This is a genomic window from Bradyrhizobium sp. HKCCYLRH3097, from assembly GCF_051167875.1.
Taxonomy (GTDB): Bacteria; Pseudomonadota; Alphaproteobacteria; order Rhizobiales; family Xanthobacteraceae; genus Bradyrhizobium.
This window is the reverse complement of sequence record NZ_JBNPTX010000015.1, coordinates 189,512-207,581: the sequence shown is the minus strand read 5'-3', so window position 1 is coordinate 207,581 and position 18,070 is coordinate 189,512. Positions and strand designations below refer to the sequence as shown.

At 65.5% G+C, this 18,070-nt stretch carries 11 protein-coding genes and 1 pseudogene; 9 read left to right on the top strand and 3 right to left on the bottom strand.

The features are described 5' to 3' along the window. The 4 genes and pseudogenes from ACQR0U_RS29305 to ACQR0U_RS29290 all read left to right on the top strand — a co-directional run. Positions 1-2,220, top strand: a pseudogene (locus tag ACQR0U_RS29305) (hypothetical protein); the annotation flags it as partial. Then, positions 2,220-5,486, top strand: coding sequence for a hypothetical protein (locus ACQR0U_RS29300; RefSeq protein ID WP_434844137.1), 3,267 nt, complete (start codon positions 2,220-2,222; stop codon positions 5,484-5,486). The pseudogene ACQR0U_RS29305 and the gene ACQR0U_RS29300, both read left to right, overlap by 1 nt. Before the next feature lie 20 nt (positions 5,487-5,506). After that, positions 5,507-6,784 (top strand): 5-aminolevulinate synthase, encoded by a 1,278-nt coding sequence (hemA, locus tag ACQR0U_RS29295; RefSeq protein ID WP_315827292.1) that lies wholly within the window; start codon positions 5,507-5,509, stop codon positions 6,782-6,784. Between the two features lie 558 nt (positions 6,785-7,342). Next, entirely contained in the window at positions 7,343-9,199 is a 1,857-nt protein-coding gene (locus tag ACQR0U_RS29290; RefSeq protein WP_315827291.1) for a tetratricopeptide repeat-containing glycosyltransferase family protein, read from the top strand. Positions 9,200-9,211: 12 nt separating this feature from the next. Here the strand turns inward: ACQR0U_RS29290 and ACQR0U_RS29285 are convergent, their stop codons facing one another. Genes ACQR0U_RS29285 through ACQR0U_RS29275 form a run of 3 tightly spaced genes read right to left on the bottom strand, consistent with a single transcriptional unit; the run spans position 9,212 to position 12,401 of the window. Then, the gene (locus ACQR0U_RS29285; RefSeq protein WP_315827290.1) at positions 9,212-10,246 is read right to left on the bottom strand and encodes a class II aldolase/adducin family protein; all 1,035 of its coding nucleotides are present in this window, start codon (positions 10,244-10,246) and stop codon (positions 9,212-9,214) included. A 14-nt stretch (positions 10,247-10,260) separates the two neighbouring features. Further along, positions 10,261-11,130 (bottom strand): TIGR01459 family HAD-type hydrolase, encoded by an 870-nt coding sequence (locus tag ACQR0U_RS29280; RefSeq protein ID WP_315718342.1) that lies wholly within the window; start codon positions 11,128-11,130, stop codon positions 10,261-10,263. After that, entirely contained in the window at positions 11,127-12,401 is a 1,275-nt protein-coding gene (locus ACQR0U_RS29275; protein WP_434844133.1) for an FGGY-family carbohydrate kinase, read from the bottom strand. The genes ACQR0U_RS29280 and ACQR0U_RS29275 overlap by 4 nt, the downstream gene beginning before the upstream one ends. 180 nt (positions 12,402-12,581) lie before the next feature. Between ACQR0U_RS29275 and ACQR0U_RS29270 the strand changes: the two genes are divergently transcribed. The 5 genes from ACQR0U_RS29270 to ACQR0U_RS29250 all read left to right on the top strand — a co-directional run bounded on the left by ACQR0U_RS29270 (position 12,582) and on the right by ACQR0U_RS29250 (position 18,058). After that, positions 12,582-13,571: a sugar-binding transcriptional regulator gene (locus ACQR0U_RS29270; RefSeq protein ID WP_315718398.1), complete on the top strand. Its 990-nt coding sequence runs from the start codon at positions 12,582-12,584 to the stop codon at positions 13,569-13,571. 38 nt (positions 13,572-13,609) lie between these two features. Next, positions 13,610-15,049, top strand: coding sequence for an extracellular solute-binding protein (locus ACQR0U_RS29265; protein WP_434872356.1), 1,440 nt, complete (start codon positions 13,610-13,612; stop codon positions 15,047-15,049). A 102-nt stretch (positions 15,050-15,151) separates the two neighbouring features. Beyond that, positions 15,152-16,078 carry a carbohydrate ABC transporter permease gene (locus ACQR0U_RS29260; RefSeq protein WP_315753025.1) on the top strand — a complete coding sequence of 309 codons (927 nt, stop codon included), beginning with the start codon at positions 15,152-15,154 and terminating at the stop codon, positions 16,076-16,078. Positions 16,079-16,090: 12 nt separating this feature from the next. Continuing rightward, on the top strand, positions 16,091-16,948 hold the full coding sequence (locus ACQR0U_RS29255; protein WP_434872355.1) for a carbohydrate ABC transporter permease: 858 nt from the start codon (positions 16,091-16,093) through the stop codon (positions 16,946-16,948). Between the two features lie 6 nt (positions 16,949-16,954). After that, complete coding sequence (locus ACQR0U_RS29250; protein ID WP_315718346.1) at positions 16,955-18,058, top strand: ABC transporter ATP-binding protein; 1,104 nt, start codon at positions 16,955-16,957, stop codon at positions 18,056-18,058. Positions 18,059-18,070: the final 12 nt, after the last annotated feature.

Genomic DNA, 18,070 nt, shown 5'->3' with positions numbered 1-18,070 from the left:
GCGGTGGCGACGGCGCGCTGCGACAGCTGTCACAACGGCTCCTTCACCGGCCAGGGCACCAAGGGCGCCATGGGCACCGCGTCGTATCCGAACCACGTCGCCACCGGTGGCGCCGACTGCGTCAGCTGTCACGCCAAGGCGGCCAGCGGCGGATATGTGAGCTGGGGCGGCGCGGCGTTCACCCACTCCGCGGCCAACACCAATTGCTCCGCCTGCCACAATGGTTCGAGCGCGAAAGGCCTGACCACCCCGCCGCATATTCCGGTGACGGGCGTGCAGTGCTCGAACTGCCACAGCAACACGGCGGCGAGCTTCGCGACCTACACGATGAGCCATGCTGCCGTGCATGCCACGCGCTGCGACAGCTGTCACAACGGCTCGTATCGCAGCCAGGGCCGCAGAGGTGCGCAGGGGCCGGATCACAGCGCCAAGACGCAGGATTGCGGATGCTGCCACGTGCGCGCCGCCGCCAACTTCTCCACCTGGGACGACGACCCGCAGAAGCCGGCAGCAGGCTGCTCCACGACGGCGCGGTCGGTGGTTCCGGCTCAGGCCCCGGCCGTCAAGGCGGTGACGCCGGCCTCGACCGCCAACCGCACGATGACGGCAGCAACGAATCCCGATGCAGCACCCGGTACCAGCGCCGCACCGGCTGCATCTCAGGCCGCTGCTGCGGCCGGCGCTGCCGCCAAGCCCGCTGCGCCATCCAGTTCGACGCTCCTGTTCAGCAGCAAGCCGCTGGCGAACACGGCTGCGACGTCGACGGCTCCGACAGCGGGGTCCGAAGCAGGGGCCTCCGCCAGTTCGTCCGGTTCCTCCAAGCCCGACAGTTCGGTCAAAGCTGGCGGCGCGACGACGTCCGTGCCGCAACCGTTGAGCACGCCGTCCCGAATGACATCCGCGACATCACCACTCTCGCCGAACGATCCCCGCGGCAGGCTCTTGCCCCCGACCGATACTGGTAGCGACTCGCCGGAAGCGAAGAATGCCGGTCGGCTTCCGTCGCTGCTGCCGACGTTCAATCCAAGGGCAGGGCTTGCCGGATCGAGCACCACGGAGGCCGGCTCCAGATTCAATCACATGACGGCGCAAGGGCCATGCGCATCCTGCCATAACGGAATGACCGCGCCTGGCAAGCCGCCGAAGCACGTCGCAACCGCTGCGCCATGTGAGACCTGTCACAAGAGCACGACGACGTTCAGCGGCGCCCGGTTCAGCCATACTGGAACGACAGCGGCCTGCGCGAGCTGTCACACCGGCATGGCCGCGACCGGCAAGCCGCCGAAGCACGTCGCAACCACCGCGCCGTGCGAGACCTGCCACAAGAGCACGACGACGTTCAGCGGCGCCCGGTTCAGCCACACCGGCACGACGGCGGCCTGCGCGAGCTGCCACAACGGCATGGCCGCGACGGGCAAGCCGCAGAAGCACGTCACGACGAATGCGCCGTGCGAGACCTGCCACAAGAGCACGACGACGTTCAGCGGCGCCCGGTTCAGCCACACCGGCACGACGGCGGCCTGCGCGAGCTGCCACAACGGCATGGCCGCGACGGGCAAGCCGCAGAAGCACGTCACGACGAATGCGCCGTGCGAGACCTGCCACAAGAGCACGACGACGTTCAGCGGTGCCCGGTTCAGCCACACCGGCACGATGGCGGCCTGCGCGAGCTGTCACAACGGCATGGCCGCGACCGGCAAGCCGCAGAAGCACGTGGTCACCAGCGCGCCATGCGAGAGCTGCCACAAGAACACCGTGTCGTTCTCGGGCGCGCGGATGGATCACACCAGCCTGACTGCGCCGTGCGCCAGCTGCCACAACGGCTCCAATGCCACCGGCAAGTCGCCGAAGCACTTCGTGACCAACGTCCCCTGCGAGAGCTGCCACCGGACGGTGAGCTGGAGCTCGGTCAATTACCGGCATATGTCGGCAAGCTATCCGAACCATAGCGCCGCCATTGGCTGCACCGCCTGCCACAGCGGCAATTCGCAAGCCGTCGTGTTCAAGTTCGCGGCCTACAAGCCCGACTGCGCCGCCTGCCACGCCAGTGATTTCCGCCCGCAGCAGCACGCCAAGCTCGTGAAGCCGGCGCCGATGGACTACACCGTCGCCGAGCTCAAGGACTGCACCGGCGCATGCCATATCTATGCTGACAAATCGCAGACCACCATCATCACCCGCCGCCAGCGGCAGCACCGGGTCAATGGAGGCGGCTGGTGATGCGCGGCTGCTTCGGACAAGCAGCGGCGGCGAGGTCGGCGGGATGCCTGATCAGTCTGCTGGCCGGCTTGCTCGCAATCCTGCTCGACGGAGCCTTTGGCGTCGCACCGGCCCAGCCGGTCATCGATCAGTTCGTCGCCAATGCAAATGCCACGACGATCGGAAACTGCAGCCTTCTGCGGGTCAACTTTCACGTTCGTGTCCGCTACACCGGGCATTTCCCGCTCGACCAGGGCAGCCAGCTCAGCGTCTCGCTGCAATTGGTCGATCGGGACGCAATCATGGCGCGCCGCCTGGTCAGGCGCGAAGGCGTGCGTGTCGACAACGCCCAGGGCTCCGGCATCCAGGACGTCTATCTGACGCTCGATCAGAACAGGGGACCGATCCTCGTCGTCCAGTTTGCCGGCGAGTTCAGCTATCAGATCGTCCAATCCGGCAGCTTCGAGCAGGTGGCGATCGTGGTGGCCCGAAAGGGTCCGGTGTCGGCGTGCAAGGTGAAAGCCCTGGTGCCGAGCGTAGCCGCTCCGGATGCGCCGAAACCGGTTGCGATCCCCGGCACGGCGGCGTCGGTCCGCAACGACAATCGCACGATGCAGCAGGCGTCCGCGGCGGACATCCGGTTTGCGGAGGCCTCGATGGACGAGGCTCGCGCGTCGATCAAGAAAGGCAATTTCAGCGCCGCGATGGATCTCCTGCGAAAGGTGCTGAAACTCCCCGAGAACGGCTCGAGCGCCGAGGCGCAGGAGCTGCTCGGCGTGGCGCGGCAGAAGGCTGGCCAGACGGCTGCCGCGCAGGCGGAGTATGAAGACTATCTGCGCCGCTATCCGAGCGGCGAGGGTGCCGAGCGGGTGAGGCAGCGGCTCGCTGCGCTTCTCACCGCGACCAGCAGCGCACCGGCGCGGCCGCGCGACATGTCTTCTGTCACGCCCGAGGGCGGAGACATGGGGACAGGCATGCCGACCAAGGCGGCAGGGCCGAACGGCGACACCCGCTGGTCGATGTCGGGCAGCCTCTCGACCACCTTCATCACGAACGACACGACCAGCGCCGTCAAGGACAGGGCGATTGCGCCGAACCCGAATGCGGATCCCGACGCGCACCGGGTGCATCAGAACACGCTGCTGACCAATTTCGACTTTCTCGGCACCGCCGACAACGATCGCATCAGGACCAAGTTCAGGCTGGCGTTCACCCATGAGCGCCAGTTCGATACCGGAAACGACAAATACGGCGTCTCGACCGCCCAGGTTGACTACACGCTGAAGGAGGCCGACGTGACGCTGCGCGTCGGACGGCAGTCCCGCAACACCGGCGGCGTGATCGGCCGCTTCGACGGCGCGGTGCTGAGCTGGCAGAAGAGCCCCGGGCTGCGCCTGAACGTGCTCGCAGGCTCGCCGAACTGGAGCCGTTTCGACGCACCGTTCAAGGATGGCAAGACGCTCTATGGCGCGAGCATCGACTTCGGCAAGATCCTGGGCGGCCTTGAGACCACGGTCTATCTGATCACGCAATACGACCGCAACATCGTCGACCGCCAGGCCATCGGAGCCGAATTCCGCTATTTCGACACCAACAAGTCGCTGCTCGGCCTGATCGACTACGACACGCATTTCCGTGCGCTCAATGCGGCCGTATTCTCCGGAACCTATACGTTCGAGGACAAGTCGGTCGTCAACGCCTCGTTCGATTATCGAAGGGTGCCATTTCTCTCGACGTGGAATGCGCTGCAGGGGCAGCCGTTCCTCACGCTCTACGACATGATGAAGTTCAATACGGCCGGCGAGATCAGGCAACTCGCGATCGACCGCACGCCGACGTTCCAGTCGGCGATGGTGAGCTATTCGCGGCCCCTGAACGAGACCTGGCAGGTCGCGGCCGATGCCACGGTGACCAATCTGACCGGCACGCTGCCCTCCGGAGGCGTCGACGGCACGCCGGCGAGCGGTCTCGAATATTATCTGTCGGCTCAACTGACCGGGAACGGCATCATCAAGCCGGGCGATCTGTTCATGGGCGCGCTGCGGTACGCGAGCCTGGCGGATTCGAAGTTCTACGTGCTCGATCTCGCCACGCGCTATCCGATCACGCCGGATCTCGCCATCAGCCCGCGGCTGCGGGCGGGGTACAGGTCCGGGACGAAGACCGACTTGAAGGAGTACACGATTCTGCCGTCGCTGCTGGTCAGCTATCTCTGGTCGAAGGAGATCAGCCTGGAAACGGAGATCGGCTACCGGTTCGTCGACAGCACGCTGGCCAACGTCAAGACGACGACCAAGGACTTGTTCGCGACGGTCACGTTGCGGCGCGATTTCAACGCCGACGGTGTCACGAAGTGCAACGCCTCGATTGTCAGTTGCGCCTGGGCCAGGCCTGCGGCGCTGCAGGGCGGCCAGGGGGCGGGCTCGGGCGATATGCCGCTGCGGTCGCGCGCGTCGATCCTGCCGTCCTACATGCTGGAGACCGGAGTGCGCTACTGGTTCAGCTCCGGGCAGAATCGATACCGCTATTTCGCCGATCAGGCTGCGACGCTTCAGGTCTCCCGGCTCGCCTATGGCGGCATGACCGGGCACAGCGGCGAGATGTTCTTCAGGGTCGATGCGCTCGACGGCCCGTTCACCAACATGTTTCTGAAGGGCTATTTCGGAGCGGGCAAGATCAGCTCGGGCACGCTCGTCGACGAGGACTTTGCGCCCTTCGTCAATCCGTCGTCCAAGACCGTCAGCAGCGTGGGCGGGCGGCTGCAATACGCAAATCTCGATGTCGGTTTCAACCTGCTGGAGACGGACCGCTTCCGGCTCGGCGCCTTCGTCGGCTATCAATATTGGACAGAAACGGTCGACGCGCGGGGCTGCACCCAGGTGGGTGGCAATCCGACGATCTGCAGTCCGGCGCTTGGGGCAGGCGTGAAGGTTGTGACCGAGCAGGATCGCTGGCATAGCGGACGGGCCGGTGTCTCACTCGACACGCGGCTGTCGGACCGGCTGAGCTGGCAGGCGGAGGCCGCCTATGTCTGGACTTCGCAGAATGCGATCGACACGCACTATTTCACCTTCGGGCGCGATCCCGCCTCGGGACAAGGATCCGGATTCCAGGCCGAGACCGTGCTGAACTACCAGTTGACCGACAATTTCCGCATCGGCATCGGTGGGCGCTGGTGGCATCTCAGCACCAATGCGGTCGATTCGTTCAATCAGGTGCTGCGATATACGACGGAGCGTTATGGCGTGTTTCTCCAGGGCTCCTACCAGTTCAATCGGGCAAGATAGTCTGCTGGAGTCGTCCAATCATGAACTACCAGATGCGGCCGTTCGGCCTTCTCCCTGAATATGACGCGATGTTCCGCGGTGCATTGGATCGACTGCATCAGGAACGGCGCTACCGTGTCTTTGCGGACCTCGAACGCCTGGCGGGGCGCTATCCGTATGCGATCTGGCATTCGGAGGAAGGCAAGCGTGAGGTCGTGATCTGGTGCTCCAACGACTATCTGGGCATGAGCCAGCACCCGAATGTCATAGGAGCCATGATCGATGCCGCAGCGCGCATGGGCACAGGCGCGGGCGGCACCCGTAACATCGCGGGAACGAACCATCCGCTCGTCGCCCTCGAGCAGGAGCTGGCTGATCTCCACGGCAAGGAAGCCGCGCTGGTGTTTACCTCCGGCTACGTCTCCAACGAGGCGGGGATATCGACGATCGCCAAGCTGCTGCCTGGGTGTTTGCTGCTTTCCGACGAGCTGAACCACAACTCCATGATCGAGGGGGTTCGCAAGGCCGGTGCTGAGAAGCAGATCTGGCAGCACAATGATCCTGAGCATCTCGAACGGCTGCTGCGGGCGGCAGATCCCGAAAGGCCCAAGCTCATCGTGTGCGAGAGCCTGTACTCGATGGACGGGGATGTCGCGCCTCTGCATCGAATTTGTGACTTGGCCGAGCGCTACGGCGCTCTGACCTATGTCGACGAGGTGCACGCGGTCGGGATGTATGGCCCGCGCGGCGGCGGCATAGCTGAGCGCGACGGGGTCATGGAAAGGATCGACATTGTTGAGGGCACGCTGGCAAAGGCCTATGGCTGTCTCGGCGGCTATCTTGCGGCTGGGGCGAACCTGATCGATGCGGTGCGCTCCTACGCCCCCGGTTTCATCTTCACGACGGCATTGCCGCCTCCGGTCTGCGCAGCCGCGACCGCTGCAATCCGGCATCTGAAAGCCTCGACAGCGGAGCGCGTCCGGCATCAGGATCGCGCAGCGCGATTAAAGTCGGTCCTGACGGCAGCAGACCTGCCGGTGATGCCGAGCGAGAGCCATATCGTGCCGGTGCATGTCGGCGATCCCGAGAAGTGCAGGGCGGCTTCGGACCTGCTGATGTCGGAGCATGGCATCTACATCCAGCCGATCAATTACCCCACTGTCCGGCGAGGACTGGAACGCCTGCGTCTTACCCCGACGCCCTATCACGACGACGCGCTCATGGACCAACTGGTCCATGCGATGATGAAGGTGTGGGACAGACTCCATCTCTGTTACCGCCGGGAGAGCGGTCTCACGCGTGGGCATGAAGCGCCATAGCGCTGCCGGCGAAAGATTGGATCAGAAATCGGCGTCCGGCCGGTGTGCGGAAAGGCGGTCGTGCTTCAGCCACTGAACGAACGCACGTGTTCTCCCTCTCCGAGCGCACCATCCAACCTCTCCCTCCTTTCCAGTCCGTTTCCGATCTGTGTGCGGATGGCCGTGTCCAGCGACGAGCCCGAGCTGTCCGACGGCCCATGTCAGGCATCCGGCCGGATCAGCGCCAGGCCCGAGTCCGGATCGTGAAACTTGCGCAGATGCGCCGGCGTTTCGCTGATGATGATCTCGAGGGTCGGGCGGATGGCCCGACCTCATATAGGCGTAACCACCGAAGAAGTCCTCACCCTTGTCCTGCACGCCGATTTGATCGTGCCCGCGATGGTTGCGCTGAATTTGACTTCCACGAAGTGGTCATCGGATCGTTGTCTTCCGCGCAATTATGCTAGGGAATGCAGCCAGAATCGGAGCGGCCCTCACCACAGCCGGAGATAGAATTGCGGCTGTCAGCCTGAATGAGAATCAACTACTTTAACGACGCAACCTGGACCATATGCAGCAATGAACCGTCGCGAGCGCCGAGCTTCACCCGCTAAAGTGAAGCTCCAACCTGTCAAGCCCGATGGTGCCGCGCTCTTCTATGACGCTGCTTTGCGCGATGTCGCCGATGGCCGACATGCGGATGCCGAACGGTGTTGCCATATGGCGCTTGCGATCGACGGAGGGCATGCGCCGACCCTCAACTTGCTGGGCATCCTTGCCCTGCAGGGGCAGCAGTATGAAGCTGCATTGCAGTGGGTATCCCGCGCGCTCCAGCAGGATGTTCAGCCGCAGTACTTCCTGAGTCTTGGCACGGTGCTGCAGGTCTTGGGACGCTCGGATGAGGTGCTGAAGGTCGTCGACAAGGCGACGGCGCTCGGTCTCGAAAGCGCCGATCTGTGGATGCTGAGGGGGAATGCCCTCGTCAACCTGCAGCAGCTCGCCGACGCCGTGTCGAGCTTCCAACGTGTGCTGGAGCTGAATTCCAGGCATTGGGATGCCGCCAACCAGTGCGGCATCACGCTTCAACGGCTGGGGCGGATCGACGACGCGCTTACCTATCTCGATCTGAGCGACGTCTTGCGGCCCAACCATGTCCCGACACTCTTGATGCGTGGCGCGCTTCTGAACGGCTTGAAGCGCTTCGACGAGGCCCTGACGATCTGCCAGCGAGCTCACGCCATCGAACCGGAAAACTCCGACATCTGTGTCAAGACCGGCATCGTGTTGCGGACGATGTGCCGAGACGAGGACGCGTTGGAATGGTTCGAGCGAGCCCTGGCTCTGCAGCCGGGTTCAAGGGATGCGCTGCACGACAAGGCCTCCGTGCTGACGAAGCTCCGTCGGTTCGACGAGGCGTTCGAGATCTACAGGCAGTTGAAGGGGGCCGATCCGAGAGACGCGCTGGCCGATCTTGGAACGGCTCATTTGAACCTGTTGTTGGGAAATCTCGACGCGGGCTGGTCTGGCCGGGAGGCCCGTTGGAGCCTGCCGAGCTCTTATCCGCGCTTCCGGCGACCCATGTGGCTCGGCCAGGATGGCATCGCGGGACAAACCATCGTCATCGCCGCCGATGAAGGACTGGGCGATACGATCCAGTTTGTCCGCTACGTGCCGATGGTCGCAGCGTTGGGCGCGCGCGTCATCCTTGCCGTTCAAAAGCCGTTGCTTCCACTGTTGTCGAACATGCCAGGCATTTCGCAATGTATTCCGGTCTCGGAGGCCGCCGACCTTGCGGGGGTGGATGTCCATTGTCCGATCATGAGCCTGCCGTTTGCCTTTCGGACGACACTGGCCACGATTCCAGCGCCGGTGTCCTATTTGCCGGCGCCTGATCCGGATCGGATCCAACTCTGGCAGGAGCGCCTTGGCACGCCCGAGAAATTGCGCGTCGGCCTGGTCTGGTCAGGCAACCCCAATCATCTCGACGACCACAATCGCTCCATCCCGTTGCGCACGTTGTCCCGCCTGCTCGGCGCGGATGCGGCGTTTGTCAGCCTGCAGAAGGAGCCGAAGGCCGAAGACAAGGCCGTGCTCCAGGAGACGAGCGGGATCGTGGACCTGACGGGTCAACTTGCCGATTTCGCCGATACCGCCGCGCTGATCTCATGTCTGGATCTCGTGATCACGGTCGATACCAGTGTCGCTCATCTCTCCGGCGCGCTTGGCTGTCCGACCTGGACGCTTCTGTCGTACACGCCGGACTATCGCTGGCTGCTCGATCGTGACGACAGCGTCTGGTATCCGCGCATGCGCCTGTTCCGTCAGCGCGAAAGGCGCGATTGGGGCGAAGTCATCGATCAGGTCGGAGATGCGCTTCACGAACTGGTTGGGGCGAGGGCGCCGTCCCCGCCGGTCTCGAGCGATGCGATCGCGTGATCCGTCGCCGCTTCAATTCGACGGCTGGCGGCTTGCCGTCAGCTGCTGCCGGTAACGTTCGGCGTCCCAGTTGAGCAGCAACTGCTCGTGCTGAGACGAGAGATAGCCGATATCGGCCGATAACGGCAGGCGGCTGGTCACGAGCGCGAGGCAGCTCAGCATGGCCTCGGCGCCCGGGCTGGCGTCGCTGCGGATGAGGGCGCCGAGACCCGGCGCGAGGGCCGCGACGGGCGCGGGCAGGCGGCTCGCGTCCGCCCGTGCGAGCAGCGTGGCGAGGCCGCCGGCGCTCTCGATCGTCGGCAGGCCCGGGCCGAGAAACACGACGTGGTCCGGATACAACGAGCCGCCGGTCGCGATGGCGCGGCTGAAAGGATCGGTGGCGATGCCGTGGCTACCAGCATCGTGCGGCAGGCGATAGGCGGTGCCGGCGCACAGACGGCGCAAGGCCGCGGCGTCGGCAGCGGGCGCCGGGCGCACCGGCAGCGCCAGCCTGCGCTCGACGTCATGGACCAGCGCCTCGGCCTGATCGCAGCTTTCGGCACCGACGACGAGGCCGTGATTGCCGAGGATCAGCACGTCGATGCGGTCGCGCGCGACGATGGTGCTTACTGCGCGCGCCAGCGGCAGTCCGGGATGAAAGTAGTCGAGATGGCGCCAGGCGAGCCCATCCAGCCGCGCTGCAAATTCATCGCGCGCATCGCGCCGCGCCGCCCAGGCGATGGTGTTGACGGCATGCACGTGTAGCACGACCCGGTGCGGCAGCAGCCCATGCAGCGCGGTCTCGATCGAGGCGCGCAGGGGGCCGGGAGCGGCCAGCGGAATGCGCTCGTCATCAGCGGCGAGCGCATCGCGCGCCGCAGGCAGGAGAACAGGCACGAAGATGTCCTTCGCGTCGGCGTCGGCAAGCCAGGTGCCGGACGCCTTCACCCACAGCACATCATCCTGCTTGAGCGAGGAGTTGCCGCCGGCGCCTTGCACCAGCTCGATGTTGCGGCCGACCCGCGCCGACATCCGGCGCAAATCATCAAGCTCGGCAGGCTCGCGCATTTCGCGTCTCCTTCTCACCACACCAGGTGCTGCATCGTCCAATTCGGCATGCGGCCGGGCGAAGCTGCGAGCTTGCGCGTTGCCGCAGCGAGGTCGGGCGCACCGGCCAGCGTCGTGCGATGCACGCCATCGCCGAGCAGCAGGCTCTGCAGGCCTGCAGCGCGGGCGCCGGCGACGTCATGGTCGAGCGAGTCGCCGATCATCAGCACGCGGTGCGGGTCCGGATCGCCGAGCTGCTCCAGCGCCGCCGCGAAGATCGGCGCATGCGGCTTGCCGACGAAGCTCACCGGGCCGCCGAGCCACTCATAGGCGCGCGCCAGCGTGCCGGGCGCCGGCACGAGGCCGGCCGCACCGAACATCATCAGGTCGGGATTGGCGCAGATCATCGGCACGCCCCGCGCGGCCGCGCCGGTGAATCGATCGCGCCAGAGGTCGGGCTCGGCGAGGTCGTCATCGAGGCCGCCGAGCAGGATGAAGTCGGCGTCACGCATATCCGTCACGAGGACGAGGTCGAGCCCGTCGATCAGCGAGCAATCGCCGCCCCGGGTGATCAGGAAGCAGGCATTGCCACAATCGGTGAAGGGTTCGCGGGTGCGGTCGCGCAGGCCGGTCCAAGTCACCTCGCCCGAGGTGAGAATGCCGTCATAGGTCGAGCGCGGCAGGCCGAGCCGGGCGAGGCGCTCGGCATTGGCGCTCGCGCGCTTGCCGGAGTTCGACAGCACCAGGATGTGCTTGCCGGCCTCGCGCAGCCTGAGGACGCAGTCATGCGCGGCGGGAAGCACCGTTCTGCCGTCATGCAACGTGCCCCATTGGTCGAGCAGGACGTGATCGAACCGGTCGGCAATGGCGGACAGGCCGCTGATCTCGCACGCCGCCGCCGTCATCGCGGCGGTCCCTGCAGCGCCAGCAGCGCTGTGCCGTAGCTCGCTTCGGTCTGCGCGGCGACGCTGACGGGCACGCCGACGATGCGCCGGCGGATATCGGTCCAGGCATCATTTCGGGCGCCGCCGCCGATGCTGATCACCCGCCGCAGCGCCGGTGCGCCGAGCGCGTGAAGACGCTGATAGGCCAGCGCTTCCACGCCGGCAATTCCTTCGAGCAGCGCCTGGTAGAAGCGATGATCCTCGACCGGCCGCGGCGCGATCCGCGGCGCCAGCGCGGGATCTGCGATCGGAAAACGTTCGCCGGGTTTGGGCAGCGGATAGTAGTCGAGCCCGGTCGGCTCGTCGGGGCGGAGCAACGGTGCCATGCGGTCCATGTCGGCGGCGGTGAAATGCGCAAGCAGTGCGGCGCCACCGGAGTTCGATGCGCCGCCGGCGAGCCATTTGTCGCCGAGGCGATGCGAGTACACGCCCTGATCGGCGGCGAAGATCGGCTGCGTCGCGATCAGCTTCACCACCAGCGTGGTGCCGAGCGAGGTCACCGCATCGCCCGGCGCATCGGCGCCGGTGGCGATGAAGGCGGCGACGCCGTCGGTGGTGCCGGCGACGATGCGCGCCGACGGCGACAGACCGAGCGCGCGCGCGGTCGACTGATCGATATCGGCGAATGGCGTGCCCGGCACGAGAACGCTCGGCAGGACGTCGCGGGGAACGCCGAGCTGATCGATCCAGCGCGGCCATTCGCGCCTGACGGGGTCATAGCCAAGCTTCAGGGCGTTGTTCTCATCGCTGACGCCGTGATGGCCGGCGAGGCGTCCGGCGATCCAGTCGGCCTGGTGCACGGCTTGCCGCGCGCCGCTCGTGGAGGCGAGCAGATGCAGCAGCTTGGCGAGCGGGCTGCTCGTGCCATGCGCACCGCTCTCGGGCGGCGCGATTGCGGCGATGCGCCTGGCCTCGTCGACGGCGCGGGCATCATTGTACATCAGGCCGAGCGAGCGGGGCCGCCCGTCGGCGTCGATCAGCAGCAAGGTGCCGGAGGTGCCGTCGACCGCGATGCGCACGACGGCGCCGAGATCGACGATCCTGCCGAGCTTGTCGAGCGCCGCGACCGTCGCCTGCCACCACAGCTCGGGATCCTGGTCGATGGCGTTGCCGTCCTGACGCGGCGCGACCAGCGGAACGGAGGCTGCGCCCTTGATCTCGCCGCTGATATCGACGGCGCAGGCGCGCACACCGCTCGTGCCCACGTCGATGCCGACAAACAACTCCGTCATGCGACCTCATCCCGTTGTGAGCCGGCGAGCATGGCTCTGCTCGCCCGGCGCGTCATCCCTGACGCGCTGCAGCACGTTTGGGGGATTGACGGCCGGACCGGCGTCTGCAATTTTTTGCAAGGTGTGAAGAATTTTGCAAGCAGGCATTCAGGCGTGACGACAGCTTCCGACAGGGCGCCCATGGTGGACGGCGAGGCCTCGCTCGCGACGCGCGCCGCCTGGCTGTATTTCGCGGCCGGGCTGACGCAGTCGGAGGTCGCCGACCGCCTCAACATCCAGAGCACCAAGGCGCATCGCCTGATCGCGCGGGCCAGCCGCGAGGGCATGATCCGTGTCTTCGTCGAGGGTCCCGTCGCCGAATGCGTCGCACTCGAGAACGCGCTGGCCGAACGCTACGGGCTCGACTTCTGCCGTGTTGCGCCGGATCTCGGCGAGGGCGATCTGCCACTGAAGGCGCTCGCGCTGGAGGGTGCGAGCTTCCTGCGCCAGGTGCTGGAGCGCGGCGACGACAAGATCATCGGCGTCGGCCACGGTCGCACGCTTGCGGCGGTGGTGGCGCAACTGCCGCAGACGCCGGCGCGCGACGTGCAGTTCGTGTCGCTGCTCGGCGGCCTGACGCGCAAATTCGCCGCCAACCCGTTCGATGTGATCCATCGCCTGGCCGAGCGCACCGGCGCCGAAGCCTATCTGCTGCCGGTGCCGGTGTTCGCCAACTCCGTCGCCGACCGCCGCGTGCTGATGCAGCAATTCGGCATATCGGACGTGTTCGCGCTGGCGCAGCGGGCGTCGCTGCTGTTCGTCGGCATCGGCCAGATCCATGCCGACGGCTTCCTGGTGTCGAGCGGCATGATCAAGCCGGACGAGGTCGTCGAGCTGAAGCGCGCCGGCGCCTGCGCCGATCTGCTCGGGCATTTCTTCAACGCCCAGGGCGAGCTGCTCGATCTCGATCTTTCGGCGCGCGCCACCTCGATGGCCGCTGCCGATCTGAAGAAACACCGCATCGTCGCCATCGGCGGCGGCGAGGCAAAGATCACGGCCCTGCGCGCGGTGCTGCGCAGCGGCTTCCTGAACGGTCTCATCATCGATGAGGTAACCGCTCAGGCATTGGCGACCGACAAGCCGGAGAAAACATCCGGCAACTCCAAGAACAAGAGTCGGAAGGGCAGGTAACGCGAACACGTCTCTACAAAAAACAAAGGGAGGGTTGAATGTACGATCGTGAGAAGAATCTCTTTGCGGCCTATGCCGGCAAGCGCATCAGCCGGCGTGATCTGCTCGACGGCGCTGCCAAGCTCGGCATCGCCGGTGTCGCCGCCAATGCCGCCTTTGCCTCGGCGATGTCGAAGGCGATGGCCGCTGACTTCAACTGGAAGGCCCATAGCGGCAAGACCGTCAAGCTGCTCTTGAACAAGCATCCTTACGTCGATGCGATGATCGGCGACATCGAGGCGTTCAAGAGCCTCACCGGCATGAACGTCACCTACGACATCTTCCCGGAGGACGTCTATTTCGACAAGGTGACGGCGGCGCTGTCGTCGAAGTCCGATCAGTACGACGCCTTCATGACCGGCGCCTACATGACCTGGACCTACGGTCCGGCCGGCTGGATCGAGGACCTCAACGCCTACATCAAGGATCCGGCCAAGACCAATCCGGCGTTCGCCTGGGACGATGTGCTGCCGGGCCTGCGCTCCTCCACCGCCTGGGACGGCGTCGCCGGCTCCGAGCTCGGCTCCGGCAAGGCCAAGCAGTGGTGCATCCCGTGGGGCTACGAGCTCAACAACATCACCTATAACCGCAAGATCTTCGACAAGGTCGGCGTCAAGCCGCCCACCAATCTCGACGACATGCTGGAGGTCGCGGCCAAGATCACCAAAGACGCTGGCGGCCCCTATGGCGTCGGCGTGCGCGGTTCGCGCTCGTGGGCGACCATCCATCCGGGCTTCCTCTCGGCCTACGCCAATTTCGGCCAGAAGGATTTCGTGATGGAAGGCGGCAAGCTGAAGGCCGCGATGAACACCAAGGCCTCCAAGGACTTCCACGAGAAATGGGTCAAGATGATCCAAGGCTCGGGTCCGAAGAACTGGTCGACCTACACCTGGTATCAGGTCGGCACGGACCTCGGCGCTGGCGCCTCCGGCATGATCTTCGACGCCGACATTCTCGGCTACTTCATGAACGGCGGCGAGAACAAGGAGCGCGGCAATCTCGGCTACGCGCCGTTCGCGGCCAATCCGGCCGCGAAGGCACCGACGCCGAACGTCTGGATCTGGTCGCTGGCGATGTCGAGCTTCTCCAAGCAGAAGGATGCGGCCTGGACCTTCATGCAGTGGGCGGCCTCCGTCGAGCACGATCTGTTCGGTGCCCGCAAGATGGATTTCGTCAATCCGGTCCGCGCTTCCGTGTGGAAGGACGGCGAATTCCGCGACCGCATCGCCAAGTCCTATCCTGGCTATCTCGAGCAGCATGACCTGTCGGCACCAGGTGCGAAGATTTACTTCACGGCGCAGCCGCTGTTCTTCGACCTCACGACGGAGTGGGCGGCCTCGCTGCAGAAGATGGTGGCCAAGGAGATCAGCGTCGATGAGGGCCTCGACAAGCTTGCCGAGAGCATCAACCGTCAGCTGAAGCAGGCCGGCCTCGGCTGAGGCCGCGCCGCATCTCCCATGACCGCCTGCCGGCCCGGATGCTCCCCACAAGCGTCCGGGTCGGCCCCATCCCGCGCTGATGTGATCACGCCTGTCATGAGCATGGCCCAACTTGTCGAGACCAAGGCGACGCCGCGCCGCACGAAACGCTGGCGCGGCCGGCTGCTGCCGTATTTGCTGAGCCTGCCGGCGCTGCTGGTCTGCATCGCCATCCTGGTGCCGTTCGTGACCGCTGCGGTCTATTCATTGCAGCGCTACCGGCTCAATCTGCCGTATCTGCGCGGCTTCATCGGCATCGACAACTATATCGACTTTCTGTCCGATCCGGCGTTCTGGAACACGCTGCGCATCTCGCTGGTCTATACCGCGGTGACCGTCATCGCCGAGCTGCTGCTCGGCCTCGGCATCGCGCTGCTGCTGCGACGTCCCACGCGCTTCCACAATGCCGTCTCGATCATGCTGCTGCTGCCGCTGATGACGGCGCCGGCGATCGCCGCCCTGATGTGGAAGCTGATGACCAATCCGAGCTTCGGCATCCTGTCCTATCTGGTCGGGCTGCTCGGCGTGCACGACTTCAAATGGGCATCCGATCCGTCGACCGCGCTGTTCACCGTCGTCCTGGTCGACGTCTGGGTCTACACGCCCTTCATCATGATCCTGCTCCTGGCTGGCCTGCGCTCGCTGCCGCGGCAGCCGTTCGAGGCGGCGGCGCTCGACGGCGTGCCGGCGAGCTTCGTCTTCTTCCGCATCACCCTGCCGATGCTCGCGCCCTACATCATCACCGCCTCGCTGTTCCGGCTGCTCGATTCGATCCAGCAGTTCGACATCGTCTATGCGATGACGCAAGGCGGGCCAGGGGACCGGCTGATGGTGTTCCAGGTCCAGGCCTATCTCGAGTTCTTCCAGTACACCAATGTCGGACGTTCGGCGGCGCTGCTGATGATCCTGTGGCTGATCACCAACATCCTGTCCAACATCTTCATCAAGAACTGGCTGCGGCTGCGCGCACGCGCCCACGGTCACGCCTGAGGGAGCCCGCTGATGGATCACTCCAGTCTCACCGGACGCATCTTCCGCGGCATTGCGCTGACGCTGGCGCTCGTGTTCTTCATGTTCCCGATCGTCTGGATCCTCCTGATGTCGTTCCAGACCAATGAGCAGATCCTGCGCATCCCGCCGCGCATCCTGTTCGAGCCGACGTTCGCCAATTATGAGGCGCTGATCTCGGGCCAGCTCAAGACCGCCGCCGGCAATCTGCAGCTCACCTTCATGCGCAATCTGATGAACAGCTTCGTGCTGTCAAGCGCGTCGGTGATCCTGGCGCTGCTGCTCGGCGTCCCCGCGGCCTATGCGTTCGCGCGCTTCAAGTTCCGGCTCGGCGAGACCATCGCCTTCACGCTGCTGTCGTTCCGCTTCGCGCCGCCGCTCCTGGTGCTGCTTCCGCTGTCGCTGTACTACCAGCAGCTTGGCCTCAACGACACCTATTTTGGCATCGTCTGGGTCTACCAGCTGATCGCGCTGCCGCTGATCCTGTGGATCGTGCGCGGCTATTTCGAGGACATCAGTCCCGACATCGAGCACGCCTACCGGCTCGCGGGGCATTCCTGGCGCGAGGCGTTCACCCGCATTGCCGTGCCGCTGGCCGGGCCCGGCATCGCCGCAGCGGGCCTGCTGTCCTTCATCTTCTGCTGGAACAACTTCGTCTTTGCGCTGATCCTGGCCTCGGCCGACAAGCAGCCGGTAACGGTCGGCGCATTGGCCTTCGTGACGGCGTCCGGTATCCAATACGGCCAGATCGCCGCCGCGATCGTGCTGTCGGTCACCCCGACATTGCTGCTCGCGCTCTATGCGCAGCGCTATCTGGTCGAAGGTCTCTCGCTCGGTGCAGTGAAGGGTTGAGGATACATGGCGCGTCTCGAACTCCAATCGGTCGACAAGAGCTTCGGCGCCGCAAGCTGCGCCAAGGGCGTGTCGCTGACGGTCGAGCCCGGCGAGATCGTCGCGGTGTTCGGCCCGTCCGGCAGCGGCAAGACCGTGCTGCTGCGGATGATTGCCGGCATGTTCGAGCCTGACGGCGGCGACATCCTGGTCGGCGGCCGCTCGATCGTCGACGCGCCGCCGGAGCAGCGCGGCATCGGCATGGCGTTCCAGAATTTTGCCCTGTTTCCGCACATGAGCGCGCGCGACAACATCGCCAGCGGGCTGCGCGCGACGGGCGCGGCCGACATTGCGGCGAAGGTTGCGGCAATGAGTCGGCTGTTGAAGATTGAGCACGTGCTCGGCCACAAGCCTCGTGAACTGTCCAACGGCCAGAAGCAGCGCACCGCGCTGGCGCGCGCGCTGATCGGCAATCCCGGGGTGCTGTTGCTCGACGATCCCTTGCGCAACGTCGATGCCAAGCTGCGCTATGAGATGCGGTTGGAGCTGCCGAGCCTGCTGCGCAGGAGCTCTGCGGCGGTGCTTTACGTGACGCAGGATTATCGTGAGGCGATGGCGATCGCCGATCGCATTGCCGTGCTGATCAATGGCCGCCTGGTGCAGGTGGCGCGTCCGGAGGAGATCTATGCGCGGCCGGCGTCGGTCGCCGTGGCCCGGCTGTTCGGCGATCCCAGCATCAATCTTGCCGAGGTCACGCCGGTGGCGGAGCAGGGGCGGCTGACCGCATCTGTTGCCGGGACGCTGATCCGGCTCGATGCGGACGGCGTGCCGTCCAATATGCGTGAGCGTTGCTGGCTTGGCGTCCGGCCCGACGATGTCGTGGTGACGCGTGATGGCGGCGAGGGTGTGATCCCGGCGCGGATCGTCGCGGTCACGCCGATCCACGAGCGCGCCGTGGTGCTGCTGCGCTTCGCCGACGGATCGGAGTGGCTGGCGGCGCAGGCGCCCGAGGCGCTGGAGGCGCATGCCGACGAGGACGTGTTCGTACGGTTCGCGCCGGAAGCGGCGCTGCTGTTCGACCACGCCACGGGCGAGCGCATCGGCCTGGCGCCGCGGCGGCAGGCGGCGTGAGGATCGGGGATG

Excerpts from the sequence above, each read along its gene's own strand:
- ACQR0U_RS29300 (WP_434844137.1), top strand. The coding sequence starts at position 2,220 with ATGCGCGGCTGCTTCGGACAAGCAGCGGCGGCGAGGTCGGCGGGATGC.
- hemA (WP_315827292.1), top strand. The coding sequence starts at position 5,507 with ATGAACTACCAGATGCGGCCGTTCGGCCTTCTCCCTGAATATGACGCG.
- ACQR0U_RS29290 (WP_315827291.1), top strand. The coding sequence starts at position 7,343 with ATGAACCGTCGCGAGCGCCGAGCTTCACCCGCTAAAGTGAAGCTCCAA.
- ACQR0U_RS29285 (WP_315827290.1), bottom strand. The coding sequence starts at position 10,246 with ATGCGCGAGCCTGCCGAGCTTGATGATTTGCGCCGGATGTCGGCGCGG.
- ACQR0U_RS29280 (WP_315718342.1), bottom strand. The coding sequence starts at position 11,130 with ATGACGGCGGCGGCGTGCGAGATCAGCGGCCTGTCCGCCATTGCCGAC.
- ACQR0U_RS29275 (WP_434844133.1), bottom strand. The coding sequence starts at position 12,401 with ATGACGGAGTTGTTTGTCGGCATCGACGTGGGCACGAGCGGTGTGCGC.
- ACQR0U_RS29270 (WP_315718398.1), top strand. The coding sequence starts at position 12,582 with ATGGTGGACGGCGAGGCCTCGCTCGCGACGCGCGCCGCCTGGCTGTAT.
- ACQR0U_RS29265 (WP_434872356.1), top strand. The coding sequence starts at position 13,610 with ATGTACGATCGTGAGAAGAATCTCTTTGCGGCCTATGCCGGCAAGCGC.
- ACQR0U_RS29260 (WP_315753025.1), top strand. The coding sequence starts at position 15,152 with ATGGCCCAACTTGTCGAGACCAAGGCGACGCCGCGCCGCACGAAACGC.
- ACQR0U_RS29255 (WP_434872355.1), top strand. The coding sequence starts at position 16,091 with ATGGATCACTCCAGTCTCACCGGACGCATCTTCCGCGGCATTGCGCTG.
- ACQR0U_RS29250 (WP_315718346.1), top strand. The coding sequence starts at position 16,955 with ATGGCGCGTCTCGAACTCCAATCGGTCGACAAGAGCTTCGGCGCCGCA.